The organism is Streptomyces spinoverrucosus, from assembly GCF_006539505.1.
GTDB classification, from domain to species: domain Bacteria; phylum Actinomycetota; class Actinomycetes; order Streptomycetales; family Streptomycetaceae; genus Streptomyces; species Streptomyces spinoverrucosus.
The window spans coordinates 27447-52337 of the sequence record NZ_BJND01000049.1 but is presented as its reverse complement, the minus strand read 5'-3'; the positions used below and the strand labels follow the sequence as shown (position 1 = coordinate 52337).

28 protein-coding genes are annotated in these 24891 nt (G+C 71.8%); 14 read left to right on the top strand and 14 right to left on the bottom strand.

Going from position 1 to position 24891, the window contains the following annotated elements; translation table 11 throughout:
* Positions 1–555, bottom strand: a 555-nt coding sequence (locus SSP24_RS29465) for a maltotransferase domain-containing protein (protein WP_141312889.1), incomplete at its 3' end; no start/stop codon positions are given.
* Positions 556–624: 69 nt separating this feature from the next.
* On the bottom strand, positions 625–921 hold the full coding sequence (locus SSP24_RS29460) for a DUF5133 domain-containing protein (protein ID WP_141312887.1): 297 nt from the start codon (positions 919–921) through the stop codon (positions 625–627).
* 300 nt (positions 922–1221) lie between these two features.
* On the opposite strand from SSP24_RS29460, the gene SSP24_RS29455 reads away from it, so the two are divergent.
* Together SSP24_RS29455 and glgX are read left to right on the top strand one after the other, a co-directional pair.
* The gene (locus SSP24_RS29455; RefSeq protein ID WP_141312885.1) at positions 1222–1734 is read left to right on the top strand and encodes a pep a2; all 513 of its coding nucleotides are present in this window, start codon (positions 1222–1224) and stop codon (positions 1732–1734) included.
* Between the two features lie 26 nt (positions 1735–1760).
* Positions 1761–3914, top strand: coding sequence for a glycogen debranching protein GlgX (gene glgX / locus SSP24_RS29450; RefSeq protein ID WP_141312897.1), 2154 nt, complete (start codon positions 1761–1763; stop codon positions 3912–3914).
* A gap of 22 nt (positions 3915–3936) precedes the next feature.
* On the opposite strand, the gene SSP24_RS29445 is transcribed toward glgX, so the two are convergent.
* Positions 3937–4740, bottom strand: a complete 804-nt coding sequence (locus SSP24_RS29445) for a VOC family protein (RefSeq protein WP_141312883.1) — start codon at positions 4738–4740, stop codon at positions 3937–3939.
* Positions 4741–4864: 124 nt separating this feature from the next.
* On the opposite strand from SSP24_RS29445, the gene SSP24_RS29440 reads away from it, so the two are divergent.
* Positions 4865–5197: an ANTAR domain-containing protein gene (locus SSP24_RS29440; protein ID WP_229866309.1), complete on the top strand. Its 333-nt coding sequence runs from the start codon at positions 4865–4867 to the stop codon at positions 5195–5197.
* A gap of 13 nt (positions 5198–5210) precedes the next feature.
* On the opposite strand, the gene SSP24_RS29435 is transcribed toward SSP24_RS29440, so the two are convergent.
* Entirely contained in the window at positions 5211–6005 is a 795-nt protein-coding gene (locus tag SSP24_RS29435; protein ID WP_141312881.1) for a SigB/SigF/SigG family RNA polymerase sigma factor, read from the bottom strand.
* Between the two features lie 247 nt (positions 6006–6252).
* On the opposite strand from SSP24_RS29435, the gene SSP24_RS29430 reads away from it, so the two are divergent.
* From SSP24_RS29430 to SSP24_RS29415, 4 genes are all read left to right on the top strand, one after another.
* Positions 6253–6708, top strand: coding sequence for a MarR family winged helix-turn-helix transcriptional regulator (locus tag SSP24_RS29430; protein ID WP_141312879.1), 456 nt, complete (start codon positions 6253–6255; stop codon positions 6706–6708).
* Entirely contained in the window at positions 6705–7535 is an 831-nt protein-coding gene (locus SSP24_RS29425) for an ABC transporter ATP-binding protein (RefSeq protein WP_141312877.1), read from the top strand. Before SSP24_RS29430 ends, SSP24_RS29425 begins: the two co-directional genes overlap by 4 nt.
* Positions 7495–8349, top strand: coding sequence for an ABC transporter permease (locus SSP24_RS29420; RefSeq protein WP_141312875.1), 855 nt, complete (start codon positions 7495–7497; stop codon positions 8347–8349). The genes SSP24_RS29425 and SSP24_RS29420 overlap by 41 nt, the downstream gene beginning before the upstream one ends.
* A 178-nt stretch (positions 8350–8527) precedes the next feature.
* Positions 8528–9049, top strand: a complete 522-nt coding sequence (locus SSP24_RS29415; protein ID WP_141312873.1) for a hypothetical protein — start codon at positions 8528–8530, stop codon at positions 9047–9049.
* A gap of 9 nt (positions 9050–9058) precedes the next feature.
* On the opposite strand, the gene hemC is transcribed toward SSP24_RS29415, so the two are convergent.
* The 4 genes from hemC to SSP24_RS29395 all read right to left on the bottom strand — a co-directional run bounded on the left by hemC (position 9059) and on the right by SSP24_RS29395 (position 12785).
* On the bottom strand, positions 9059–9991 hold the full coding sequence (gene hemC, locus SSP24_RS29410; protein ID WP_141312871.1) for a hydroxymethylbilane synthase: 933 nt from the start codon (positions 9989–9991) through the stop codon (positions 9059–9061).
* Positions 9992–10040: 49 nt separating this feature from the next.
* The gene (locus SSP24_RS29405) at positions 10041–10817 is read right to left on the bottom strand and encodes an NPP1 family protein (RefSeq protein WP_141312869.1); all 777 of its coding nucleotides are present in this window, start codon (positions 10815–10817) and stop codon (positions 10041–10043) included.
* A gap of 143 nt (positions 10818–10960) precedes the next feature.
* Positions 10961–11944 (bottom strand): ATP-dependent DNA ligase, encoded by a 984-nt coding sequence (locus SSP24_RS29400; RefSeq protein WP_141312867.1) that lies wholly within the window; start codon positions 11942–11944, stop codon positions 10961–10963.
* A gap of 151 nt (positions 11945–12095) precedes the next feature.
* Complete coding sequence (locus SSP24_RS29395; protein WP_141312865.1) at positions 12096–12785, bottom strand: response regulator; 690 nt, start codon at positions 12783–12785, stop codon at positions 12096–12098.
* Positions 12786–13075: 290 nt separating this feature from the next.
* Between SSP24_RS29395 and SSP24_RS29390 the strand changes: the two genes are divergently transcribed.
* From SSP24_RS29390 to SSP24_RS29365, 6 genes are all read left to right on the top strand, one after another.
* Positions 13076–14296, top strand: a complete 1221-nt coding sequence (locus SSP24_RS29390; protein ID WP_141312863.1) for a cytochrome P450 — start codon at positions 13076–13078, stop codon at positions 14294–14296.
* Positions 14297–14298: 2 nt separating this feature from the next.
* Positions 14299–14964 (top strand): TetR/AcrR family transcriptional regulator, encoded by a 666-nt coding sequence (locus SSP24_RS29385; protein WP_141312861.1) that lies wholly within the window; start codon positions 14299–14301, stop codon positions 14962–14964.
* On the top strand, positions 14961–15182 hold the full coding sequence (locus SSP24_RS29380; RefSeq protein ID WP_141312859.1) for a ferredoxin: 222 nt from the start codon (positions 14961–14963) through the stop codon (positions 15180–15182). Before SSP24_RS29385 ends, SSP24_RS29380 begins: the two co-directional genes overlap by 4 nt.
* Before the next feature lie 24 nt (positions 15183–15206).
* Positions 15207–15728 carry a MarR family winged helix-turn-helix transcriptional regulator gene (locus tag SSP24_RS29375; protein WP_141312857.1) on the top strand — a complete coding sequence of 174 codons (522 nt, stop codon included), beginning with the start codon at positions 15207–15209 and terminating at the stop codon, positions 15726–15728.
* Between the two features lie 69 nt (positions 15729–15797).
* Positions 15798–16283: a peroxiredoxin gene (locus SSP24_RS29370; protein WP_229866310.1), complete on the top strand. Its 486-nt coding sequence runs from the start codon at positions 15798–15800 to the stop codon at positions 16281–16283.
* A gap of 28 nt (positions 16284–16311) precedes the next feature.
* Positions 16312–17340 carry an alpha/beta hydrolase family protein gene (locus SSP24_RS29365; RefSeq protein WP_167529739.1) on the top strand — a complete coding sequence of 343 codons (1029 nt, stop codon included), beginning with the start codon at positions 16312–16314 and terminating at the stop codon, positions 17338–17340.
* Positions 17341–17356: 16 nt separating this feature from the next.
* Here the strand turns inward: SSP24_RS29365 and SSP24_RS29360 are convergent, their stop codons facing one another.
* Positions 17357–17959 carry a DNA polymerase ligase N-terminal domain-containing protein gene (locus SSP24_RS29360; protein ID WP_141312853.1) on the bottom strand — a complete coding sequence of 201 codons (603 nt, stop codon included), beginning with the start codon at positions 17957–17959 and terminating at the stop codon, positions 17357–17359.
* A 52-nt stretch (positions 17960–18011) separates the two neighbouring features.
* Positions 18012–18842, bottom strand: a complete 831-nt coding sequence (locus SSP24_RS29355) for an aldo/keto reductase (protein ID WP_141312851.1) — start codon at positions 18840–18842, stop codon at positions 18012–18014.
* 122 nt (positions 18843–18964) lie between these two features.
* On the opposite strand from SSP24_RS29355, the gene SSP24_RS29350 reads away from it, so the two are divergent.
* A complete protein-coding gene (locus tag SSP24_RS29350; RefSeq protein WP_141312849.1) occupies positions 18965–20023 on the top strand; it encodes a LacI family DNA-binding transcriptional regulator in 1059 nt (352 codons plus the stop codon).
* Positions 20024–20222: 199 nt separating this feature from the next.
* Here the strand turns inward: SSP24_RS29350 and SSP24_RS29345 are convergent, their stop codons facing one another.
* The 4 genes from SSP24_RS29345 to SSP24_RS29330 are packed head-to-tail and all read right to left on the bottom strand — an operon-like array spanning position 20223 to position 24799.
* Positions 20223–21578 (bottom strand): glycoside hydrolase family 32 protein, encoded by a 1356-nt coding sequence (locus SSP24_RS29345; protein WP_141312847.1) that lies wholly within the window; start codon positions 21576–21578, stop codon positions 20223–20225.
* The gene (locus SSP24_RS29340; RefSeq protein ID WP_141312845.1) at positions 21575–22429 is read right to left on the bottom strand and encodes a carbohydrate ABC transporter permease; all 855 of its coding nucleotides are present in this window, start codon (positions 22427–22429) and stop codon (positions 21575–21577) included. The genes SSP24_RS29345 and SSP24_RS29340 overlap by 4 nt, the downstream gene beginning before the upstream one ends.
* 13 nt (positions 22430–22442) lie before the next feature.
* Positions 22443–23393 carry a carbohydrate ABC transporter permease gene (locus SSP24_RS29335; RefSeq protein ID WP_141312843.1) on the bottom strand — a complete coding sequence of 317 codons (951 nt, stop codon included), beginning with the start codon at positions 23391–23393 and terminating at the stop codon, positions 22443–22445.
* A complete protein-coding gene (locus tag SSP24_RS29330; RefSeq protein ID WP_141312841.1) occupies positions 23390–24799 on the bottom strand; it encodes an extracellular solute-binding protein in 1410 nt (469 codons plus the stop codon). Before SSP24_RS29330 ends, SSP24_RS29335 begins: the two co-directional genes overlap by 4 nt.
* Positions 24800–24891 lie beyond the last annotated feature (92 nt).

The window sequence follows — 24891 nt, the reverse complement described above, 5'->3', positions numbered from 1 at the left end:
GACGGTCACCAACTCCCGCAGCGGGTACGCCGCGAGCACGGCATCGACCTCCGGCGTCAACGCCGCCGCGAGGCGGGTGGCGACCGGCAGTGAGTCGTCCCGGAGGGTCCGCGCGGCGGCCAGCACGACCTGGCGGGCCGCCCGTTCGGGGACGTCGTCGGCGGCCCGCTCGTACAGCCCGGCGCCCTCTTCGAGGACCAGTCCGGTGTCGATGCCCGCCGGAACCTTGATCCCGGCGACACGGCGCCAGGTGGTGATCGGGTCGCTCCACGCCTCGACGGAGTACGTCCACAGGCCCACGGCGTCCGGCGTGACATCGGCGCCCCAGCGATCGGTACCGGGGGCGAGTTCGCGCATCGGCGTCCAGGGGCCGGGGCGGCCCTGGGGATCCCTCAGCACGACATTGGCGGCGACCGCGTCATGGCCCTCACGGAACACAGTGGCCGTGACCTGGAACGTCTCTCCAGGGACGGCCTTCGCCGGACGCCTGCCGCAGTCCACCGCGGGATGGACGTCCCGGACCGGAATGCGGCCGATGGCCTCAGTCGTACTCATGGGTCTCACCTCCGTCGTACTCAAAGCCGGGCCCCTCGGCCCGGCTCGGGATCCTGCACCTGAAGGGGGCTAGCGCCCCGCCCGGGAACGCCGGCCCGCCGGGGGTCCCCGGCGGGGGACGCGGCCCGGACGTGGACGGCAGGTCTCGTCCCGCAGGTAGGTGGCCAGCGTGGTGCGCAAATAGCGCTCGGCCGCCTCGGCGGCCTCCCGTGCGCAGCGCTTCCCCATCAGCACGCAGAGGGTGTAGCCCGAGTCCTCGAAGCCGGTCCGCACCGCACTGTCGGCGGGGGCCGCGAGCATCGCGCGCTCCCAGGCCCGGTACCGCCGCAGCTGCCGGGTGACTTCGGCTCTGGCGGGTAGCAGCATGGCGCCGTTCACCTTCCGGGCGCTCGATGGGCACGTTCCCGACGGTCGGGCCGGCGGCCGTGCCCGCGAGGGAGCACGGATCCGTTACGGCGATCGAGGCCTTCACTCATGGTGCACGCACGACGACCCAGCGTCTTGTTAGAGCTTCAATCACCTCACCCGTTCGCTCGTGTTGCACGAATGGGCTAGCGCCCGCACTGTTGATGTGACTCAGAAGCGATAGGCATTCACGCTTCGTGTTCGGGGGGTCGGCCCGCTAGGGCGAGGGAGCAAGCGCCTCGTCGGTGAGGAGCCACGACGATGAAGACCGCAGTGCCCTGCTACTACCACCTCGACGTGGAAGTCAGCGCGGAACGCGTGGGACAGGTCAGCCGCATCCTCGCGGCCCACCTGAAGTACTGGGACCTGGAAACGCTCGTCACGCCCGTCTGCCGCAGCGCCGAGCTGCTGCTGAACGCCATCGACGAGCACGCGACGGACAAGCACACGTCGATCGAGATGTGGTGGAACGGCCAGCACCTGATCACCGCCGTCGGTGACAACGACCAGGACCTCCGCCCCGACCAGGATCTGCGGGCGTGCCTGGAGCACATTGCCGCGGTGAGCGACGGTTGGGGCTGCTGCGCCACTGACACCGGCAGCAAGGTCATCTGGTTCTCGCAGCGGGCCCGCGCCGGCCAGCGCGTCCCGCTGGTGCCGAAGGCGCCCGCGCCCAGCCTGCGCGAGGGGCTGCAGGTGCCCCGCGAGATCCCGGTCGCCGCCCTGGCCGCCCCGCCGAAGCCGGCCGACGGCGCCCTGGAGGACGCGCGGTGACGAAACAGCCGAACCGCAAGGACGGGGTGCCCGCGTGGAGCGGGCACCCCTACCCCTTGGGCGCCGCCTACGACGGCAAGGGCACGAACTTCGCGCTGTTCAGCGAGGTCGCCGAACGCGTCGATCTCGTCCTGGTCGACGACGGGGGCCGCCACCGTGACGTCCCCCTGACCGAGGTCGACGGCTTCGTCTGGCACGGCTATCTCCCCGACGTCGGTCCCGGCCAGCGCTACGGCTACCGGGTGCACGGACCCTGGCACCCGGCCGCCGGCCAGCGCTGCAACCCCGCGAAGCTGCTGCTCGACCCGTACGCCACCGCCGTGGACGGGCAGATCGACAACCACCCCTCGCTGTACGAACGCTCGGCGTCCGGCCCCGACCCGGCCGACAGCGCCGGGCACACCATGCTGGGCGTGGTCACCGACCCGGCGTTCGACTGGGGCGACGACCGCCCGATCCGACGGCCGTACGCCGACACCGTGATCTACGAGGCGCACGTCCGCGGACTCAGCCGTACGCACCCGGACGTGCCGCCCGAACTGCGCGGCACCTACGCCGGACTCGCCCACCCCGCGGTCGCCGACCACCTCACGTCGCTCGGCGTGACCGCCGTCGAGCTGATGCCGGTGCACCAGTTCGTGCAGGACGGCGTGCTCCAGGACCGCGGCCTGTCCAACTACTGGGGCTACAACACGATCGGCTACTTCGCACCGCACAACGCCTACGCCGCGCACGGCACCCGCGGCCGGCAGGTCGCCGAGTTCAAGTCGATGGTCAAGGCGCTGCACGCCGCCGGGCTCGAAGTGATCCTCGACGTGGTCTACAACCACACCGCCGAGGGCAACGAGAAGGGCCCCACGCTCTCCTTCCGGGGCATCGACAACTCCTCGTACTACCGCCTGGTCGACGGCGACTTCAGGCACTACTACGACACCACCGGCACCGGCAACAGCCTGCTCATGCGGCACCCCTACGTCCTGCAGCTGATCATGGACTCGCTGCGGTACTGGGTCACCGAGATGCATGTCGACGGCTTCCGCTTCGACCTCGCGGCCACGCTGGCCCGGCAGTTCCACGAGGTGGACCGGCTGTCGGCGTTCTTCGACCTGATCCAGCAGGACCCGGTCATCAGCAGGGTCAAGCTGATCGCCGAGCCGTGGGACGTCGGCGAGGGCGGCTACCAGGTGGGCAACTTCCCCCCGCTGTGGTCGGAGTGGAACGGCAAGTACCGCGACGCCGTACGGGACTTCTGGCGCGGTGAGGAGCACACGCTCGGCGAGTTCGCGTCCCGGCTGACCGGCTCCTCCGACCTGTACCAGCACAGCCGGCGCCGGCCGCGCGCCAGCGTCAACTTCGTCACCGCGCACGACGGATTCACCCTGCGCGACCTCGTGTCGTACAACGACAAGCACAACGACGCCAACGGCGAGGGCAACCGCGACGGCGAGAGCGACAACCGGTCCTGGAACTGCGGCGCCGAGGGCGACACCGACGACCCGGACGTGCTCGACCTGCGCGCCCGCCAGCAGCGCAACTTCCTCGCCACCCTGCTGCTGTCCCAGGGCATCCCGATGCTCTGCCACGGCGACGAACTCGGGCGCACCCAGGGCGGCAACAACAACGCCTACTGCCAGGACAACGAGGTCTCCTGGATCGACTGGCGGCTCACCGAGGAGCAGCGGGACCTGAGGGACTTCACGCGGTACGTCATCGCGCTGCGCGCCGCCCACCCGGTACTGCGCCGCCGGCGCTTCTTCCGCGGCGAGACCGTCACACACGCCGGGCAGCCGCTGCCCGACCTGGTCTGGCTGCAGCCGGACGCGACCGAGATGTCCGACGAGGACTGGCAGCGCTCCGACGCGCACTCCGTCGGCGTCTTCCTCAACGGCGACGCCATCGCCGAACCCGACGCCTACGGCCGACCCGTGACCGACGACTCCTTCCTGCTGCTGCTCAACAGCTACTGGGAGCCGGTGGACTTCTGGCTGCCGGACCGGACGTACGGGGAACGCTGGACCACCCTCATCGACACCGCCGACCCGCAGGGCCCGCCGGACGAGACCGAGCACAAGGCGGGCACCGGCCTCACGGTTGAGGCACGCAGCCTCGTCCTGCTGTCGCGCCCGTCGCGGAACCAGCCGCCCGCACGCAAGAGGGGCTGGGCGCGGGAACGCCGGTGAGGGCCGCCGCCCGGGACGCCCCTCACCGCTTCCGGCGCGCCGTCACCGTGAACTGCGCGCCGTCGGGATCCCGCAGCACCGCCTCGTCGGCGTCCAGACGCAGCACGCTGCCGCCGTGGTGCTCCGCCGCCCGCGCGCAGGCCGCCACATCGCCGACGGCGAAGTGGATCTGCCAGTGCGGCCGGATGGTCGGGTCGGGCGCCGCCCCCAGGGCGCCTGACTCGATGCGGGCCACCACATCGCCGCCACTGCGCAGGACGACCTCCTCGCCCTCGTAGTTGACCTCGCAGCAGCCGGGGCTCGCCGACGCCCACTCCAGGACCTCGCCGTAGAAGATCGCCGCGTCGAAGGCGTCTCTGGTGTGCAGCCGGATGAAGGCCGGCGAGGCACGGCGCCAGGTCTCCCAGTCGGTGACCAGCTCGCCCTCCCAGATGCCGAAGGTGGCTCCGTCCCGGTCGGCGAGCAGTGCCGCCCGGCCGGGCGGCAGGGCGATCGGCCCGACCGCCGCCGTACCGCCGCGCTCCTGCGCCCGGCCCACCGCCTCGTCCGCGCTGCGCACGGCGAAGTACGGCGTCCAGGCGACCGCCATGTGCCACATGGCGGCGACCGCGGCGATCCCGGCGACCGGCGCGCCGTTCGCCAGGGCGATCCGGAAGTGCTCGCCGAGCTTGGCCTTCCGCCACTCCCAGCCCAGTACGGCGGTGTAGAACTCCTCGGTGGCCCGCAGATCGCGGCTGGTGAGGCTCACCCAGCAGGGCGCACCGAAGACGGTGTGCGTGGAGACGACGTCCGTCGTACGGGTCGTGGGTGTCGTGTCGTGTTGCATGGCAGTCGTCCTGGTCTCGTCGACCGGCAGCCACCGGTTCGACACCAGTGTCCAACCGGAACCGGTCATGGCGCCTGCCGAGTACCCCGGTGGCACGCGTCAGTCGCGGTGGGAGGATGTAAGGGTGGCACGAGTACCGCACGAGCCCGCGGGCGACACGGACCGCCTCCGCGCGCTGGAGGACGAGGTCGCCCAGCTCAAGGAGGCCATCAGTTCGCATGCCGTGGTCGACCAGGCCATCGGCATGGTCGTGGCGCTCGGCAGGGTGACGCCGGATCAGGGGTGGGCGGTGCTGAAGGAGGTCTCCCAGCACACGAACATCAAGCTTCGCACGATCGCGGAGCTGATTCTGATCTGGGGCCGCGACGGGGAGATGCCCCCGGAGATCCGCGCCGAACTGGAGGACGCCCTCGACCGGTACGGTCCGACGCAGATCCCCGGTGCACCTGTGGAGTGACTCGGGGCCGTCCTCAGCGGGGCGTGCCGGCCAGCAGTTCCTCGCGCAGCCGGGCGAAGCAGGCGCTGAGGAGCCGGGAGACGTGCATCTGCGAGATGCCGAGCTGCTGCGCGATGCAGCTCTGCGTCATGCCCCGGAAGAAGCGCAGGTAGAGGATGGTCCGCTCGCGCTCGGGCAGGGCCTGGAGACAGGGCGCCACGGCCACCCGGTCGACGACCACGTCGTAGCTCGGGTCGAGCCCGCCGATCGCGTCCGCGAGGGCGTAACCGTCGGTCCCCGGCATCTCCGCCTCCAGGGACAGCGCGGTGAAGCACTCCAGGGCCTCCATCCCGGTGCGCACCTCGCTCTCGCTGAGCTCGGCGTACGCGGCGATCTCGGCGACGGTGGGGGGCCGCCCGGGTGTCGTCTGCGCGAGTTCCTTCGCGGCGCGCCGCACCCGGTTGCGCAGGTCCTGGACGCGGCGCGGGACGTGCAGCGTCCACATGTGGTCACGGAAGTGGCGCTTGATCTCGCCGGTGACGGTCGGCACGGCGTACGCCTCGAAGGCGCGGCCGCGTGCCGGGTCGTAGTGGTCGACGGCCTTGACCAGGCCGAGGGCGGCCACCTGATAGAGGTCCTCCAGGGCCTCGCCGCGGCCCCGGAACCGCACGGCGATCCGCTCCGCCATGGGCAGCCAGACCCGCACCAGCTCGTCGCGCAGGGCCTTGCGTTCCGGGCCGTCGGGGAGCTGCCGGAGGCGTTCGAAATCCGCGGCCGTGTCGGGGGCGTCGTCGTGGGGGTGTTGCTTCGTTCTGCTGGCGGTACGCATGAGGCGCGCCTCCCTCAGCAGGTGCCGGTTGGACAGACACCGTGGGCGGCGCGCCCGGACCGCTCGGAGGAGTCAGGCGGGCCCGGCGTGCCTTGACCCACGGACGTGCCTCCTGTCCGAAGCACTTAAATGGGGATTCCCTGAACAAATAGGTACGAAACACTCTTCAGGTCTCCCGTGCCGTCCTCCGACGGGCTTGACCCTCCCTTGGGTCATTTAGCTCTGACACAGAGGTAATCTCGCCCGTGTGGACCAGGAGACCTTCCCGGAAGAGCTGGCCGACGCGCTCGTCGGAGTCCAGCGGCTGATCCGGCGGCGGGTGCGCGCCGAGATGCCCCTCCCGCCCTTGCGTGGCGCCGAGGTGGAACTGCTGGGCCTGGTCGCGGCCCGCCCCGGCATCGGCATCTCCGACGCGGCCAGGGAGCTGTACCTGGCGAGCAACTCGGTGTCGACGCTGGTCAACCAGCTGGTCCGGCAGGGCTACCTGGTCCGCGAGACCGACCCCGCCGACCGCCGGGCCGCCCGCCTGCTGCCCACCCCGGCGGCCGAGGCCCGGCTCGGCGCATGGCGGCGACGCCGCGCCGACCTCGTACGCAGGCAGCTCGCCCTGCTCGACGAGGCGGACCGCGCCGCGCTGTACGCCGCCGTCCCGGCCCTGCGGAAGCTGGCCGCCACCCTGCGAGAGGAGGCCGATCAGTCATGACCGGCGATGCTGCCGATGCCCTCACCTGCACCGGGCTGGCCTATGCGTTCGGTGCCACGAACGCCGTCGACGGACTCGACCTCACGGTCCGGCAGGGCGAGGTCTTCGGCCTGCTCGGTCCCAACGGCGCCGGAAAGACCACCGCGATCCGGTGCGTCACCACCCTGCTGCCGGTGCCCGCCGGGATGGTCCGAGTCTTCGGCCATGACGCGGCGAGGGACCAGATGGCGGTACGGCGGCTGCTCGGCTACGTCCCGCAGCAGCTGTCCGCCGACGCCGCCCTCACCGGACGGCAGAACGTCGCCCTGTTCGCCCGCGTCTTCGACGTGCCCCGCCGCGAACGCGCCGAACGCGTCCGGCAGGCACTGGCCGCCGTCGGCCTCGCGGACGCCGCCGACCGGCTGGCCGGCACCTACTCCGGCGGCATGGTGCGCCGGCTGGAACTCGCCCAGGCGCTGGTCAGCGCCCCACGGCTGCTGATCCTCGACGAGCCGACGATCGGTCTCGACCCGATCGCCCGAACGGGGGTCTGGGAGCACATCAACGCGGTCCGCGCGGCCACCGGCATGACGGTGCTGGTCACCACGCACTACATGGACGAGGCCGACCAGTACTGCGACCGGGTCGGCCTGATGCACCGAGGGCGGGTCAGGGCCCTCGGCACTCCGGCCGAGCTGCGCCAGGGCCTGCGCGAGCGGCTGGGGGCCGACGCGCTGCCCACGCTGGAGGACGTCTTCCGTGCCGTGGCCGGCAGCGGCCTCGACGAGAAGTCAGGAGAATTCCGCGATGTCCGAAGCACCCGCCGCACCGCCCGCCGCGTCGGCTGACCGCGACCACGACCTCGGGCTGCTGCTGCGCCCGCCTGGAGCGAGGCCCGGCTGGCGGCTGCTGCCCGCCCGGATCGCGGCGCTGTGCGCGGTCGAACTGCAAAAGCTCAGCCACGACCGCACCGAGCTGTACACCCGCGCGGTCCAGCCCGCCCTCTGGCTGCTGATCTTCGGCCAGACCTTCACCCGCATCAAGGCGATCCCGACCGGTGGCACCCCCTACGTCGACTATCTGGCGCCCGGCATCATCGCCCAGTCGGCGATGTTCATCGCGATCTTCTACGGCATCCAGATCATCTGGGAACGCGACGCCGGCGTCCTCAACAAGCTGCTCGTCACCCCCACGCCACGCTCCGCCCTGATCACCGGCAAGGCGTTCGCGTCCGGAGTGAAGGCGCTGATCCAGGCCGTGGTCGTGATCGTCATCGCCGCCGTGCTGGGCGTTGCGCTGACCTGGAACCCGCTGCGGCTGCTCGGCGTCGCGGCCGCCGTCGTCCTCGGCTCCGCGTTCTTCTCCTGTCTGTCGATGACCATCGCGGGCATCGTGCTCAGCCGGGACCGGCTGATGGGCTTCGGCCAGGCGATCACCATGCCGCTGTTCTTCGGCTCCAACGCCCTCTACCCGCTGTCGGTCATGCCGGGCTGGCTCCAGGCGGTCAGCAAGGTGAACCCCCTCAGCTACCAGGTCGACGCGCTGCGCGGGCTGCTGCTCGGCACGCCCGCCCAGCTCGCGACGGACTTCGCGGTGCTGGCCGTGGCCGCCGCACTCGGCATCGCCGCCGCCTCCTCACTGCTGGGCCGGCTGGCCCGCTGATCACGGGCCCGGACGTGATGTGCGGCACGCCCGCGAAGCCGTCGGCGCGGATTCTCCCTGCGCACGGCTTGATCACCGATCAAGTCGGGGAAATCCCTGGCCACAGCCCATTCCGCTCATTTGACACTGCGCTCGGGCCACGGATAGGAAGCACCTTCGAGAGGTCGAGAGGTGGAGCGTGTACGAGCCGAACGTGGTCGGGGACTGGCAGGAGTACGACGAGCATGCCGGTCTGCGCGTTCGCGTCCACTGCCTCGAACGGGCCGAGCCCCCGCGCGGACGTGACGACGCCGCCGAGGGGCTGACGTACTTCCGGTTGCGGGTGACCGTCGAGAACCGCGGTGACCGGCGCTTCGGCATCCACCTGGAGGACGGCCAGATCGACGTGCGGATCGGCCCCGACGGCGAGAGCGCGTTCCTGGACTGGCGCAATTCGCAGTTCATCGAGGGCTACGACGTCTACCCGCTGCGCCGGGCCACCGCCGTGCTGTACGCGGCCGGACCGGAGGTCGCCCTGGGCCAGGTGGCCGTCCAGATCCAGTTGCGGGTGGACGACGACTGGACCGACCGCCGGCTGTGGGCGGGCGGCATCGGACTGCACGAGGGCCCCTCCTGCGCCCCCGCCGGAGCCGGCCGGGAGAGCCTGGCCCACCAGGTGAGCAACTTCCTGCGCGACCAGGCCGAGGAGGGCACCGCCTGACCCGGAGGGTCAGTGCGGGATGCCGTCGATGATCTCGCGGGCGCCCTGCCGCAGCAGCGCCACGGCGACCGACGTGCCCAGCGTGGCCGGATCGAGGCGGCCCGCCCACTCGTGGGCGTTGAGACGGGTCTTGCCGTCCGGGGTGAATACGCAGGCCCGCAGGGAGAGTTCGCCGTGGTTGAAGCGCGCGAACCCGGCGATCGGGCTGTTGCAGTGGCCCTGCAGCACATGCAGGAACATCCGCTCCGCCGTCGCCTCGCGGTGCGTGTCCGGGTCGCCGAGCGCGCTGACGGCGTCGATGAGGTCGGTGTCGCCCTCACGGCACTGCAGGGCGAGGATGCCTGCGCCGATGGGCGGCATCATCACCTCGGGGGAGAGGACGTCGCTGATCACGTCCCGGCGTCCGATGCGCTCCAGGCCGGAGACCGCCAGCAGCAGCGCGTCCGCCTCACCGGCGGCGAGCTTCGCCAGCCGACGGTTGGCGTTCCCGCGGAACGGCACACACTCCAGATGCGGGTGGGTGGCGGCCAGCTGGGCGACCCGGCGCACCGACGAGGTGCCGATCCGGGTCCCGGCCGGAAGGGCGTCCAGGGTGAGCCCGCCCGGGTGGACCAGGGCGTCGCGGATGTCGTCCCGCTTCAGGAACGCCGCGAACACCGTGCCCGCCGGGAGCGGCCGGTCGGCGGGCACGTCCTTGACGCAGTGCACCGCGAGATCGGCCTCCCCGGCCAGCAGCGCCGCGTCGACCTCCTTGGTGAACGCGCCCTTGCCCTCGACCTTGGCGAGATCGCCCAGCCACTTGTCGCCGGTGGTCTTCACCGGCACGACCTCGGTTCTCAGCTCGGGATACCGTGCGGCCAACTCGGCCTGCACCCGCGCCACTTGGGCGAGCGCCATGGGCGAGTCACGGGAGACGATGCGGATCAGTTCGGGGACCGGCATGCGGACACGATAGACCGTCGCCGGCCCCCGCTGTTCCCGACAGCGCCGGTCAGGCGTTCGGGTCGAACGCGATCCCCGACGGCTTCGCCGAGGCCAGGTGGGAGTTGAAGCTGCCGTCCTTCAGGCCGAAGTTGGCGCTGCCGAAGTTGTACGACGTCAGCTTGTCCCGCACGCCCGCCGGGTAGCCGTTCCAGCCGACCAGCGGCGGGTACTGCCAGGTCCCCTTGTGGTTCTCCGGCGGCTCGTCGTTCGAGTTCGCCGCGCGGAAGCAGTGCGTGCTGATGCCGTCCTTGTGGTACACGATCTTCGCGTGCGTGCCCTCGAAGCGGATCGCCGAGGCGTTGTGCACCGTGAACGAGCCGTGGTTCGACGTCGAGACGTACTTGACCTGGTTGTCCTGCACCCACACCACGACGTGCTCCCAGTCGTGGCGGTGCCCGCCGATGCTGCTGCCCGGCAGGGCCTGGTCCTTCTCGAAGTACAGGCCGTACACGATGCCGCACCAGCCGTTGTTGCACTTGTAGCGCGAGTAGCTATTGGTGTTGTCCAGGTCCGAGGCGTCCCGGCAGTTGCCGTTGAGCGCCCCGGTCGGGTTGAGGCCGCCATTGACGGTGCCGTCGGCGCTGATGGCGGGCGTCGAGTAGCAGCCGTCCGTGTCGTAGTCGAAGGCCGGCTGGTAGGTCCGCTCCAGGCTGTCGGCGTTGGCGGGCAGCGCCGGCGGCGGGGCGGCGAAGGCGGTGGCGGGGAAGGCGACGACGAGCGCGACGGCTCCACCGACGACGGTGAGCCATCTCCTGCGGTGTAGGGCGGACTTCTGCGACGACACTGCGTCCTCCTCCTGGTCCGGGCGCAGCCCAACGGCTGTGGGGGGAAAGGCAGTTCAGCTTCCCCGGGATCTGCGTCCAGGCCAAGAGGTCACAGGCGTCCCGTTGGTGAAGGACAGCCCAATAGTTGTCTCCTGAAATACCGTCAGGCGAGGTGGTCCGGCAGGTCGGCCGTGGACTCCTCGGGCGTGAGGTCGGGCCGCAGCCGCAGCCAGGACGGCTGGCGCAGCAGTCCGGCCCTGGTACGGGTGCTGTAGCGGACCTCGCCGACCAGCCGGGGCAGCACCCAGCGCGCGCCCGGCGCCGGCGGCACCGGATCGAAGGGACAGACGTCACTCGCGTGCTCCCGCAGCAGCGCCGCGAGGTCCGTGCGTTCGGCCTCGCTCCAGCCGGTGCCGACGCTGCCGACGTAGCGCAGCCGCCCGGCGGCGTCGCGCTGGCCGACCAGCACCGCGCCGGGCAGGCCGGTCAGCCGGCCCTTGCCGGGCTGCCAGCCGCCCACCACCACGTCCTCGCCGCGCATGTTGCGGATCTTGATCCAGGCGCGCGAGCGCACACCCGGCTCGTACACCGAGTCCAGCCGCTTGCAGACCAGGCCCTCCAGACCGTGGTCGAGGGTGGCCTGCAGGGCCCGGGCGCCATGGCCAACCAGCGCGCCCGGCGTGGACCAGAAGGGCCCGGCGAGGCCCAGCTCCTCCAGCTGGGCGCGCCGGCGGGCGTAGGACTGCTCGATCAGGGAGCGCCCCGCCAGATGCATCACGTCGAACAGCACCAGGTGCACCGGGACCTCCGCCGCCCGGCGCGCCGCCCGCACCGGCGCGTGGGCGAGGCCCATGCGCGACTGGAGCAACTGGAAGTTGGCGCGCCCCTGTTCGTCCAGGGCCAGCACCTCGCCGTCCAGCACGGCGGGCGTGGTGCCGAGGGCGCCGCCGAGGGGCCGCAGTTCGGGGTAGGCGGCGGTGATCTCCTCACCGGACCTGGCGCGCAGCACCACGCTGCCGTCCCCGGGGAGATACACCACCGCGCGCTGCCCGTCCTGCTTGGTCTCGTACGCCCACCGCGCGTCCTGGGAGGCGGGCGGCAGGGTGCCGGGCGTGGCGAGCATGGGGGCGATCAGCGGCAGGGTCACGGCTTGAGATGTCGACGGTGCGGGGAGGCGCCACGCGCCCCGCCCGCAGGTTTCCCCTGAACGGAGGGTGGGGTCGCAGCGCCCTGGACGGTGGTGGCAACGGAGGGTTGGGTCTCGGTGCCCTGGACGGCGGCGGCAACGGAGAGCGGGGTCACAGCACCCCGGACGGCGGCGGCACGGCCCGTACCAGCCCGGACTGGTAGGCGATGACGACCAGTTGGGCCCGGTCCCGGGCGCCCAGCTTCGTCATCGCCCGGTGCACGTGGGCGCGGACGTCCGGCGGGCTGACGCCGAGCTTCTCCGCGATCTCCTCGTTGGAGTGACCCTCGGCCACCCGGCCCAGCACCTCGCGCTCCTGCGCGGTCAGCGCGGCGAGGTCCTCGGGCGCCGCGAGCCGGGAGTCCTCGGCGGGCGTGACCAGGAAGCGCGTGATCAGGGCGCGGGTGGCGAGCGGGGAGAGCAGGGCCTCGCCGGCCGCCACGGTCCGGATGCCGTCGAGCAGCACATCGGCGGTGACCTCCTTGCCGAGAAACCCGCTCGCCCCGGCCCGCAGCGCCTCGGCGACGTCCTCGTCGATCTCGGAGGTGGCGAGGACCAGCACGCGCGTCGCGGACAGCTCCGGGTCCGCGCAGATGGCGGACGTCGCGGCCAGTCCGTCGCCGCCGGGCAGGCGGATGTCCATCAGGACGAGGTCGGGCCGGTGGGCCCGGGCGAGCTCGATCGCCTTGGCGCCGTCGGGGGCCTCGCCCGCCACCTCCATGTCGTCGCAGGATTCGATCAGGATCCGGAAGGCGGCCCGTAGCAGGGCCTGGTCGTCGGCGAGCAGCACGCGGATGGTCATGAGGTGCGTTCTTCCCTTGCCTGGCAGGTGGGGTACGGCGGCAGTCGGGTGGTGACCTCTTACGGTGATCGTCGGGTGGTCGGAGTCCCCGGTGGGGGCCTGGTCCCATGGTGGGCGATCTCCACCGGGAAAGACCGGCGGTGGCGGCCCGTGTCACGCGACGGCGGCCGCACCCTGCTCGCCCGGGCGGCATGGCCTGAACACGCCGGGCGTTAAGTCAGTCGCTTGACTTAGTACGCCGTCCGGGTTTGCACTGGCAGTGCAGCGAACGCCTGACCCCAGGAGGGCCCATGAGCCCCAGTGACCCCGAGCAGCCGCTGACCTACCCGATGCACGGCCGTACGGCCCTGGCCGCCCCCGAGGAGTGGGAACGGCTCCGGCAGCAGTGCCCCGTCGCCCGCGTCACCCTGCCCAGCGGGGACGAGGCCGCCCTGCTCACCCGCTACGACGACGTCCGCCAGGTCCTCGCCGACCCCCGGTTCGGTCGGCAGCTGACCGCGGACGATGCCGCCCGGATCGCCGAGAACGAGTCCGGCGGCGTCTTCAACAGCGAGATGGCGACGGCCATCCCGCAACAGGGCGAACCCCACCAGCGGTGGCGGCGGATGGTGGGCCGGTGGTTCACCGCCCGGCGCATGGCCGCGCTGCGCCCCGGCATCGAGGCGATGACGGGGCGGCTCGTCGACGAGATGCGCGAGCACGGCCACCCCGCCGACCTGAAGGCGCACCTCGCCTTCCCCCTCCCGGTCCGGGTGATCTGCACACTGCTCGGCGTCCCCGACGCCGACCGCGACCGCTTCGCCCACTGGTCCGACACCCTGCTCAACCTGACCCGGTACACGCAGGACGAGATCGACACCGCGCAGACCGAGTTCACCGCGTACATGACCGCGCACATCGCCGAGAAGCGGAAACACCCCGGCGACGACCTGCTGGGCGAGCTGATCACCGCCGAGGACGCCGACGGCCACCGGATGTCCGAACGGGAGCTCGTCTACACCGGCCAGGCGCTGCTGGTCGCCGGGCACGAGACCACCGCCAACATGATCGGCAAGATGGTGGCGATGCTGCTCGCCGACCGGCGGCGCTGGGAACGCCTGCTCGCCGAACCGGCGCTGGTGCGCTCCGCCGTCGAGGAGGCGCTCCGCTTCGACGCCAACGCCGGCATCGGCATGCCCCGCTACATCGACGAACCCGCCGAGGTCGGCGGCACCGTACTGCCGCCCGGCACCACCGTGGTGTGCAGCATGGCCGCCGCCAACCGCGACGAGAGCGCCTTCGAGGCGGCCGACGAGATGGCCCTCGACCGAAGCCCCAACCCGCATCTCGCCTTCGGCGCCGGACCCCACTCCTGCCTCGGCCAGGCACTGGCCCGCACCGAGCTGACCACGGTCCTCGACGTGCTGTTGCGTAGGCTTCCGACCCTGGAACTCGCCGTCCCGGCGGCGGACCTGCGGCGGCTTCAGGGGCTGGCCGTCGGAGGGCTGAGCGAAGTCCCGGTACGGTGGTGATCATGACCGGCAGGACGGTACGGGCACAGCAGGCCGGCGCGACGCGGGAGCTGATCCTCACCGCGGCCGAGCGGCTCTTCGCCGAGCGCGGGGTCTACGCCGTGTCCAACCGTCAGGTCAGCGAGGCCGCGGGCCAGGGCAACAACGCCGCCGTCGGCTACCACTTCGGCACCAAGGCCGACCTGGTCCGCGCCATCGCCGCCAAGCACACCGCGCAGATCGAGGCGGACCGCGCCCGGATGCTCGCCGAGGCGGGCGAGTCCACCGACGTACGCGACTGGGTGGCCTGTCTGGTGCGGCCGGTCACCGGGCATCTGGCGGCGCTGCGCAGCCCCACCTGGTTCGCGCGGTTCTGCGCCCAGGTGATGACCGACCCCGCGCTGTACCGGATCATGGTCGAGGAGTCGCTGGCCTCGCCGTCGGTGCGGGAGATCCGCGACGGGCTGAACCGCTGCCTGCCCGAACTGCCCGCCGACGTGGGCGCCGAGCGCGCCGCCATGGCGCGCCACCTGATCGTGCACACCTGCGCCGAACGGGAGCGTGCCCTCGCCGAGAACGCCCCCACACCAAGGGCCAGTTGGCACGACGCGGCGACCGGTCTGATCGACGCGATCGTCGCCATGTGGGTGGCCCCCGTCACTCTCGAACTGCCAGGAGAACGACCGTGAAGGTCACCGTCCACGAGAACAAGTGCTGCGGAGCCGGCCAGTGCGTCCTGCTCGCGCCCGAGGTGTTCGACCAGCGGGAGGACGACGGGATCGTCCTCCTGCTCGACGCCGCACCCCCGGACGACCTGCTCCCGGCGGTCCGCGAGGCGGCGGCCGTGTGCCCGGCCGCGGCCATCGCCCTCGACGAGGAAGCGCGCGCAGCAAATTACTTGAGTTAGGCAACAAGATGGTAAAGTGGGTGCATGCCCACACCGCCGCTCCCCACGGGCCCCGTGTCCCCCGAGATCGTCGAGATCGAGCGGGCCCTGACCCGTATCACCTACCTCAACACCCGCGCCCGGCAGCACGACCGCCTGATGGCCCTGGCCGAGGTGCCCCTGGACCGCGCCGCCGTGGCGCTGCTGCGGCAGGTCGCGGACTCCGAGCCGCTGCGCCCGGGCGAGCTCGCCCACCGCCTCGGCGTGGAGGCCTCCCACGTCACGCGTACGGTGCAGCAGTTGCAGCGCGCCGGGTACGTCACGCGCGTTCCCGACCCCGACGACCGGCGCGCCCAGCGCATCGAGCTCACCGAGGCCGGGCGCAAGGCCATCGAGCGGATCCGCGACGTCGGGGCGCGCGGCATGCAGCTGGCCCTGGCCGACTGGTCGCCCGAGGAGCTGGTTCAGCTCGCGACGCTGTTCCACCGTATGGTCGACGACTTCCTCGCGATGGCGATCGACGACGACTCCGAACAGCGGGCCACCGCCCAGGCGGGCACCTCCTGAAGGCACCGGGTGCAGCCCCCGATGCGCCGCCGAGTAGGATCGCGCGGGCAGGCGACCCGAGGAGGAACCGTGGCCCCGTCCCAGCCGCTGGTCGGCGACAAAATCGAGGACTTCGAGCTGCCGGACGAGACGGGAACACCCCGCCGGTTGTCCGAACTGCTCGCCGACGGACCGGTCGTGCTGTTCTTCTACCCCGCCGCCCTCACCCCCGGCTGCACCGCCGAGGCCTGCCACTTCCGTGATCTGGCCGCTGAGTTCGCCGCGGTCGGGGCACGGCCCGTCGGTATCAGCGGTGACCCGGTCGAGCGGCAGGCGGAGTTCGTCGGACGGCACACGCTGGGCATGCCGCTGCTGTCGGACGTGGACGGCGCGATCCGTGAACTGTTCGGGGTGAAGCGGGGTTTCCAGATGGCCCCCACCAAGCGGGTCACCTTCGTCATCGCCCAGGACCGCACGGTCCTGGAGGTCGTGCGCAGCGAACTGCGCATGAACACCCACGCCGACCGGGCCCTGGCCGCCCTGCGCGCACACGGGGGCGCGGAAGCCGCTGACTGACGCCGGCCGCGTCCGCGATACTGAGCCCATGCGGCTGCGAGGCAAGGCCTGTGTCACCGTCTGTCTGGTACTGGCGGCCGCCGTCGGCTGCACGAACGGCGACGGCGACGCCACCCGTACCGACCCGCCCACTTCGGCCCCGGCCCGCACCGAGCGGCCGAGCCCCAGTGCGCCGACGTCGAAGCCACCCCACCCCGTGTCCCTCCCGGGCCTCATCGCCCGCGAGCACCGCGGCTCCGACCTCCGCCTGGGCGCCGTACGGACCCGGACCGACGCCTACACCCAGTACGCCGTCACCTACGAGGCCAACGGCCTGACCATCTCCGGCCTCATGAACGTGCCCGAGGGCAAGGGCCCCTTCCCGGCGCTGGTGCTCGCGCACGGCTACATCGACCCTGCCGTCTACACCACCGGCCGTGGCCTCGCCCGCGAGCAGGACCTCCTCGCCCGGAGCGGCTACGTCGTCCTGCACACCGACTACCGCAACCACGCCGGTTCCGACGACGACCCCGACAACGACGTCAACCTCCGCCTCGGCTACACCGAGGACGTCATCGCCGCCGTCAAGGCCCTGCGTGCCTCCGGCCGCCCGGAGATCGACGGCGACCGGATCGGCCTGCTGGGCCGCTCGATGGGCGGCGGCGTCGTGTACAACACGCTGGTGGTCGCGCCGGGCCTGGTGGACGCGGCCGTGGTCTACGCCCCGGTCAGCTCACGTCCCGAGGAGAACATCGACCAGTTCCAGCGCCCCGAACGCGACCCCATCGTCGCCGAGATCGAGGCCGAGCACGGCACCCCCGAGGACAACCCCGCCTTCTGGCGGGACGTCTCACCGATCACCTACGTCGACCGCGTGACCGAGCCGCTCCTCATCCAGCACGGCACCGCCGACGACACCTGCCCCCTGAAGTGGTCCGAGCAGACCACGGCCGCGTTCGAGGCGGCGGGCAAGGACGTCCGGCTCGTGAAGCAGCCGGGGGAGGGCCACACGTTCTACGCCCGGTGGCGGACCTCCATGGACACCACCATGGACTTCTTCGACCGCCACCTGCGCTGACGCCCACCCTCGCGGGTCAGTCCGGGCCGTCCGCCGCGACCTGGGCGAGCGTACGGCCGCTGCGCACCGAGCGGGCCCGTCGCGGATCCGGCGTACCCCGGCCGGCCCGCCGGTGCCCGGCCTTCACCAGCAGCCACGCCTCTGCCTCGCCCTGACCACCGCGGAACCGGGTGAGCGCGTACTCGCCGTGCAGCTTCGACCCGTTGAGCCGGAACGTGGCGTGCCCCCGCTCCAGCGACTCCCCGAAGTCGACCGGCCGCCCCTTGCGGTCATGGCTGAGCGGCTCGTACGTGCCGTGATCCCAGACGATCACCGTGCCGCCGCCGTACTCGCCCGCCGGGATGACGCCCTCGAACTCCTCGTACTCCAGCGGATGGTCCTCCGTCGGCACGGCGAGCCGCTTGTCCTTCGGGTCGGCGGACGGCCCCTTCGGGACCGACCAGGACTTCAGTACGTCGTCGACCTGCAGCCGGAAGTCGAAGTGCAGGGTGCTCGCGTCATGGATCTGCACCACGAACCGGGGTTGGTCGCCCGAGGTGCCCGCACGCCCCTCGGGTTCGCCGGTCCGCCCGAAATCGCGTTTGCCGCGGTAGGTCCGCAGCCGGTCGTCGTCACCCACCCCGCGACTCCTTCCGTGCGCCCGGCGCTCCGGGTACCCCGGGCCGCCGGGGTCAGAACTCCTCGTGGACCTCGGGGTCACCGCCGGTGCGCTGGGGGACACGGTCGGCGATGGCCATCATCTGCGCGGAGCCGAGGGTGAACCCGAAGATGTCGAGGTTCTGCCGCTGCCGCTCGGCGTCGGCCGACTTGGGAATGGGCAGCGCGCCCAGCTGGGTGTGCCAGCGCAGCACGACCTGACCGGGCGTCACACCGTGGGCCTCGGCGATGGTGACGACGACCGGGTCCTGGAGCAGCCCCGTGCCACGGCCGAGCGGCGTCCAGCTCTCGGTGACGATGTTCTTCTCGGCGTGGAAGGCCCGCAGCTCCTCCTGCGGGAGGTACGGGTGCATCTCGATCTGGTTCACGGCGGGCAGCACGCCCGTCTCCGTCCCCAGCCGCTCGATGTGCTCGACCGTGAAGTTGGAGACCCCGATCGACCGGACCAGGCCCTCCTCGCGGAGTTTGATCATGGCCCGCCAGGAGTCGACGTACTTGTCGACGCGGGGGAGCGGCCAGTGGATCAGATACAGGTCCACCTGCTCCAGCCCCAGTCGGCGCCGGGACTCCTCGAAGGAGGCGAGGGTCTCCTCGTAGCCGTGGTGCCGGCCCGGCAGCTTCGTCGTCACCACGATCTCCTCGCGCGGCACGCCGCTGCGGGCGATCGCGCGGCCCACGCCCGTCTCGTTGCGGTAGTTCGTCGCTGTGTCGATCAGTCGATAGCCCAGATCCAGGGCGGTGAGCACCGCCCGCTCCGCGTGCGCGTCGTCCAGCGGCCAGGTGCCGAGGCCAATGGCGGGGAGCGTCGTGCCGTCGTTGAGCGTGTGCGCCGGAATGCCGCTCACGGTCCACCCTTCCGCTCGTCTGTGCCGTACCGACAGTATGGGCGGGCCCGGTCATGCCCGCCGCCGCGGATAGGCTGAGGAGTGATCAACCGGACCGGCGGGGGAAGAGGGCAGCGGACGCCATGGCCAGGGCCGAGGACCAGCACACGACGGGACGACCCACGTCGCGGGACGTCGCCCGGCTCGCCGGTGTGTCGCACACCGCCGTCTCCTTCGTCTTCAACGGACGCGCCGAGGGCAACCTCTCGCCCGCCACCCAGGAACGCATCCGCCAGGCCGCCGCCCAGCTCGGCTACCGGCCCGACCCCGTCGCCCGCGGCCTGCGCCGCCGCCGTACCGCCGTCATCGGCCTGGTCACGGACGAGATCGCCTCCTCGCCGTTCGCGGGCCGGCTGCTGCGCGGCGCCATGGAGACCGCCTGGGACCAGGAGCACCTCGTCCTCACCGTCGACTCCGGCGGCGACCCGGCCAAGGAGGACGCGGCCGTCGCCGAACTCCTCGACCGGCGTGTCGACGGCATCATCTACGCGGCCATGTCCCTGCGCCGCGTCCGCGTCCCCGAGGGCCTGCACCGCACCCACTCCGTCCTCGCCAACTGCCTGCCCGAGGACGACTCCCTGCCCGCCGTCATCCCCGCCGAGCGCGCGGGCGGCCGTACGGCGGCCCGGTTGCTCCTCGATCAGGGGCACCGCCGGGTCGCGCACATCGGCGGCATGACCGACATCGCGTCGGTCGAACGGCTGCGCGGCTTCCGCGACGCGCTGCGCGCCGAGGGGATCACCGTGCCCAAGGAGTGGGTGGTGCGCGTGGGGGGCGAGATCTCCGGCGGGTACCAGGGCGCGCTGCGGCTGCTGGAGGGCGTCGCCCCGGACCGCCGCCCCACCGGGGTCTTCTGCTACAACGACCGGGTCGCGGCGGGCGTCCTGCATGCCGCGACCCGGCTCGGCATCGCCGTACCCGGCGACCTGTCGGTGGTCGGCTACGACGACCAGGAGCACATGGCGGCGTTCCTCGCCCCGCCGCTGACCTCGGTCGCCCTGCCGCACCGTGCGATGGGCGAGGCCGCGGCCCGGCTGCTCCTGGACGCCATCGACACCGGCCGCACCCCTGCGGCGACCACCAGGCGCCTGGCCTGCCCGGTCGTCAGCCGCGCGTCGGTGGGACCAGCTCCCACCCGGTGACGACGGCCCTGGCGTCCGTCACGATCGGTTCCGAAGTGTCCTCCGGGCGCCGGTGGACCGGCCGGGTCGCCGACGGCGGTCGTCAGGCGCGCGTGGGTGGGACCGGTTCCCACCCGGTGACGAGCGTTTCGCCTGCCACGTCCAGCTCCGTAGCGTCCCTCGGACGCCGGTGGACCGGCCGGGTCGCCGACGGCGGTCGTCAGCCGCGCGTGGGTGGGACCAGTTCCCACCCGGTGACGAGCGCCCCGTCGCCCGTCACGATCAGATCCGGAACGTCCCCAGGACGCCGGTAGACCCGCTGGGTCACCGTGGCCCGGTCCCCGACGAACACCTCGTACAACGAGCCGTCGACGAGGACCCGGACGGTCGGCTCCTCGCCGTGCGGCAACGGCACCACGACCGGGTCGGAATCCTCGTAACGCACGGTGGCCGTACGACCGTCCGGGTCCAGACCGATCGTCAGCCGCTCGCCGGACACGCTCACGGTCGTAAGCCCATGTGCCGCCGTGACCAGCAGGTCGTACGCCTCCGGCAGCCGCGTCCGGCCGGGTGCGGTGACGAACGGCTCGGCAGCGCGCAGCAGTTCGAGCTCCGGGGCGGGTACGACGCGCAGGGTGCCGTCGGGGCGGACGTCGACGACCCTCGGTGCGGTGAGGACACCGGCCCAGCCGGCCGGACGCGGGTCGCGTGCCTCCCAGGACCAGCCCCACATCAGCGTGCGGTCCGCCTCCTGGAGCAGGGCGGGGGCGTAGAAGTCACGGCCGTGGTCGAGTCGACCGCCGACGCGGGCCTCGAAGGTCAGGCCGTCGTCGTCGACGGACACCAGGCGACCCGTCAGATACCCCGTGGAACAGGGATCCCCGTCCCACAGCGACACCACCAGCATCCACTCCCCGCCGGGCGTCACACACAGCTGCGGGCACTCCCAGCCGACCGCCTTGTCACCGAACGCGTCCGCCGCCACCGGGTCGTCGCCGTTCACGAGCACCCCGGTGAACCGCCAGTCGGTCAGGTCCTGGCAGTCGTACAGCAGCACCGACGGCGTACCGTCGGCGTGTGCCGCGCCCACCAGCGCCCAGCGGCGGCCCGCGTGCCGGAAGACGAACGGGTCGCGGAACATCGTCACGTCCAGACCGGCGGGCGGACCGGACACCACCGGCGTGGGCAGCGGCTGCCACCCGATCAGGCCGGGGTCCGTGGCCCTGGCCAGGCAGATGCTGCCGAGGCCGGTGTGGTGGCGGTCGACCCCGGTGTAGACGGCGGTCGGCACGCCGTCGTCGTCGACCACACAGCCGGACCAGCACCCGGCCTCGTCCGGGCCGCCCGGCGTCGGCGTCAGCACGATCGGATGGTGCTCCCAGTGCACGAGGTCGGGGCTGGAGACATGGCCCCAGTGGACGTTGGCGTGCACGGGCGCGTCGGGGTTGTGCTGGTAGAAGAGGTGGTAGCGGCCCCGCCAACGGAACGGGCCGTTGGGGTCGTTGATCCAGTTGGCGGGCGGGCGGACCCGGAAGCGGGGGGCGTCGGGGTCCTGGACGGGAGCGGCGAGGCTCAACGGTTGACTCCTGCGGAGGTGATGCCCTCGCGGAGAGGGCGCTGGCCGACGACGAACACGGCGACGGCGGGGATCATGGACAGCACGACACCGGCGAGGACCACGGAGATGGAGCCGGTGCCGAGGTTGCCCTGGAGCGAGACCAGGCCCAGCGGCAGCGTGTAGTTCTGGCCGGAGGTCTCCAGGATCAGCGGGCGGAAGAACTCGTTCCAGTGGTAGTTGAAGGCCAGCACGCCGACGATCGCGAGCCCGGGCGCGGCCAGCGGGGCGTACACGGACCGGAAGATCCGCCACGGCCCGGCCCCGTCCAGCATCGCGGCCTCGCCCAGGTCCTTCGGCATGCCGAGGAAGTACTGGCGCATCAGGAAGGTGCCGAACGCGGTCGGGAAAGCCGGGATGATCAGGCCGAGCAGGGTGTCGGTGAGGCTCATCGACTTCAGCACCAGGAACACCGGCACGATGGTGACCTGCAACGGCACCATCATGGTTGCCAGGACGAGCGCGAACAGGGGCTTCTTGAACCGGAACTCCAGGCGCGCGAAGGCGTACCCGGCCAGCCCCGCGGTGATCATCTGGCCGACCGCGATCAGCGCGGTCACCAGCGTGGAGTTGAGTGCGAGCAGCCATACGTCGATCTGGTCGAAGACCCCGCGGTACGCCTCGGCGGTCGGGTTCGTCGGGATGATCCTCGGCGGCAGTTCGAAGGACTCGGCGGGGGTGCGCAGCGAGGTGGAGACCGTCCAGATGACCGGGCCGAGGGTCAGCAGGGCACAGACGGCCAGGGCGCTGATCCGCGCCCACGGTCCCAGGGAGTACCGCAGGCGGCTGGGGGAGAGGGTCGCTTGGCTCATGGGACTTCCCGGCTCACTGGTAGTGGACGAAACGCCGGCTGAGCCGGAACTGGAGGGCGGTGACCGCCATGATCAGCACGAACAGCAGCACGCCCACCGCGGAGGCGGTGCCGAAGCGGAGCTGCTCGAAGGCGGTCTCGTAGATGACCATCACGACCGTGCGGGTGGAGTCGCCGGGGCCGCCGTCGGTGAGGACGTACGGCTGCTCGAACACCTGGAGCGCGTTGATGATGCCGACCACCGACGCCACCAGCAGGGTGGGCGACAGCAGCGGCAGTGTGATGTGCAGGTGCTTGCGCAGGCCGGTGGCGCCGTCGAGGGCGGCGGCCTCGTGGACCTCCTTGGGGACGTTGTTCAGCCCGCCGACGAACAGCAGGAACGAGAAGCCGAACTGCTGCCAGACATAGACCAGGATCACCGTGGCCATGGCCCCGTTCTCCGAGGTCAGCCACGGCACCGGGGCGATGCCGACCAGGCCGATCAGCCAGTTCACGACGCCGAAGTCCTGGTTGAACAGGTACTTCATCACCACCGAGATGGACGCGGCGGACAGCACCAGCGGGAAGAAGAACGCCGAGCGGAACACCGACCGCAGCCACACCGGCATCCGCCCGTTCACCGCGAGCGCCAGCACCAGGGCGACGAGCAGTTGCAGCGCGACCGCGAGCACCATGAAGACCAGGGTGTTGCGGAAGGACACGAGGACGGTCGAATCGCCCACCAGCTCGCGGTAGTTGGCGGCTCCGGCGAAACGCGGGGAGTCGATCACGTTCCAGTGGAACAGGCTCAGCACCACCGACCCGACGATCGGCACGACCGTGAACACGACGATGCCGACGACGGTCGGGGCCAGGAACAGGGCCGCCAGCAGCCGGGTACCGCGGTCGCGGGTGGCGGGCCGCGGAGCGGGCACGGGCGACGGCGCCGGGCGCGGTCGTACGGCGGGTATCTGGGTGTTCGTCATACGTCACGCTCCATGGCCTGTTCCAGGTCGCCCTGCATCCGGCGCAGCGCGGGGCGCACCGAGCGCGGCGAGGACAGCGCGGTGCCGGTGTGCTTGAGCAGCACCTGCTCGACCTCGGCGACCTGCGGCGGCGCCGGGATCGGCGCGGTGTCGGGGAACCGGTCGAGGGTGTCGTAGAAGACCCGCCAGTGCGCCGGACCGGACTCGGCGTAGCGGGCGGCGTTGAGCATCGAGCGGCGGGCCGGGGTCGTCTGGTTGGTCTCGAACAGCCGGGTCAGGGTGTCCCGGCGGGCGGCGTACTTGATGAACTCCCAGGCCTCGTCCTGTCTTCTGGACGTGCGCAGCAGCGCGTAGCCCGCCGCGCCGAACTGCATGCGCTGGGTGCGCCAGCGCGGGAAGAACTGCACGTCGAAGCTCCCGGCCCGCATGCCCGCCAGATGCAGGCCGCCCGCCCAGAAGCCGCCCGCGGGGGTGACGCCGACTCGGCCGGTGGAGAACACGCCGATGAGGTTCTGCCCGTTGCCGCCCTCGGGCCGGGTGCACAGGCCCTCCTCGATGAGGGCGGCGAGATAGTCGTACGCCTCCTCCACGCGGGGCTGGCCGGCCTGCGGGGTGGTCCACCGGAAGCCGCCGCCACGTCCGGCCCGCTGGGCCGCCGGGTAGAAGGTGTCCCACAGCCAGGAGCCGCCGGGGGCCTTGGACTCGGCGAGCAGGTTGGTGTCGTTGGCGAACAGCCACGGGACTACGCCGCCCCAGAGCCGGTTGGTCCAGAAGTACGGCGTGAACCGGGAGCCGCTCGACCTCTTCATGTCCCGCAGCAGCGTGGTGAAGTCGTCGCGGGTCCAGTCGGCCGCCGGGAAGCCCGCGCCGGCCCGATCGAGCACCTGGTTGTTGAGGTAGATGTCGGCCGCGTTGAACTCGACCGGCAGCTGGTACAGGCTCCCCTCGTACATCATCGACTCCACCAGCGCCGGGTGGACGTCGGCGAAGTACTCGCGCAGCTCGGCCGCGTCCCGCTTGACCCACCGGTCCAGCGGCACGCCGAGCCGCCGCGCGAACAACTGCACGCCCTCGGTGGCCACATAGACGAGGTCGGGGGCGGTGCCCGCCGCGATCTGGGTGAGGATCTTCGCGAAGAAGTCCGACCAGTCGACGGCCTGAACCGCGTTGATCCGGACCTTGATGTCGGGGTGCAGCCGCTGAAACCCCTCGGTGAGGGTGCGCACGGCGGCGGGGCCGTACGCGGGTCCGAGGGTGGCGACGACGAGGGAGCCGTCGTCGCGGCCGGGGATGTCGGCTCCGGTGAGCCGGTCCCAGCTCGCGGCGGTACCGGCCAGCGCGGCGGCTCCCGCGCCATAGGCGCCGTACCGCAACAGCGCGCGGCGGGTGAGGTGCGAGTCGGTCATCGATGGGCCTAACTCGTGTTAGATCAGGGTGGATGCCCCAGATGATGGAAACCGCCCAACGTCCCTGTCAAGAGACGCGACGCCTTGACCTT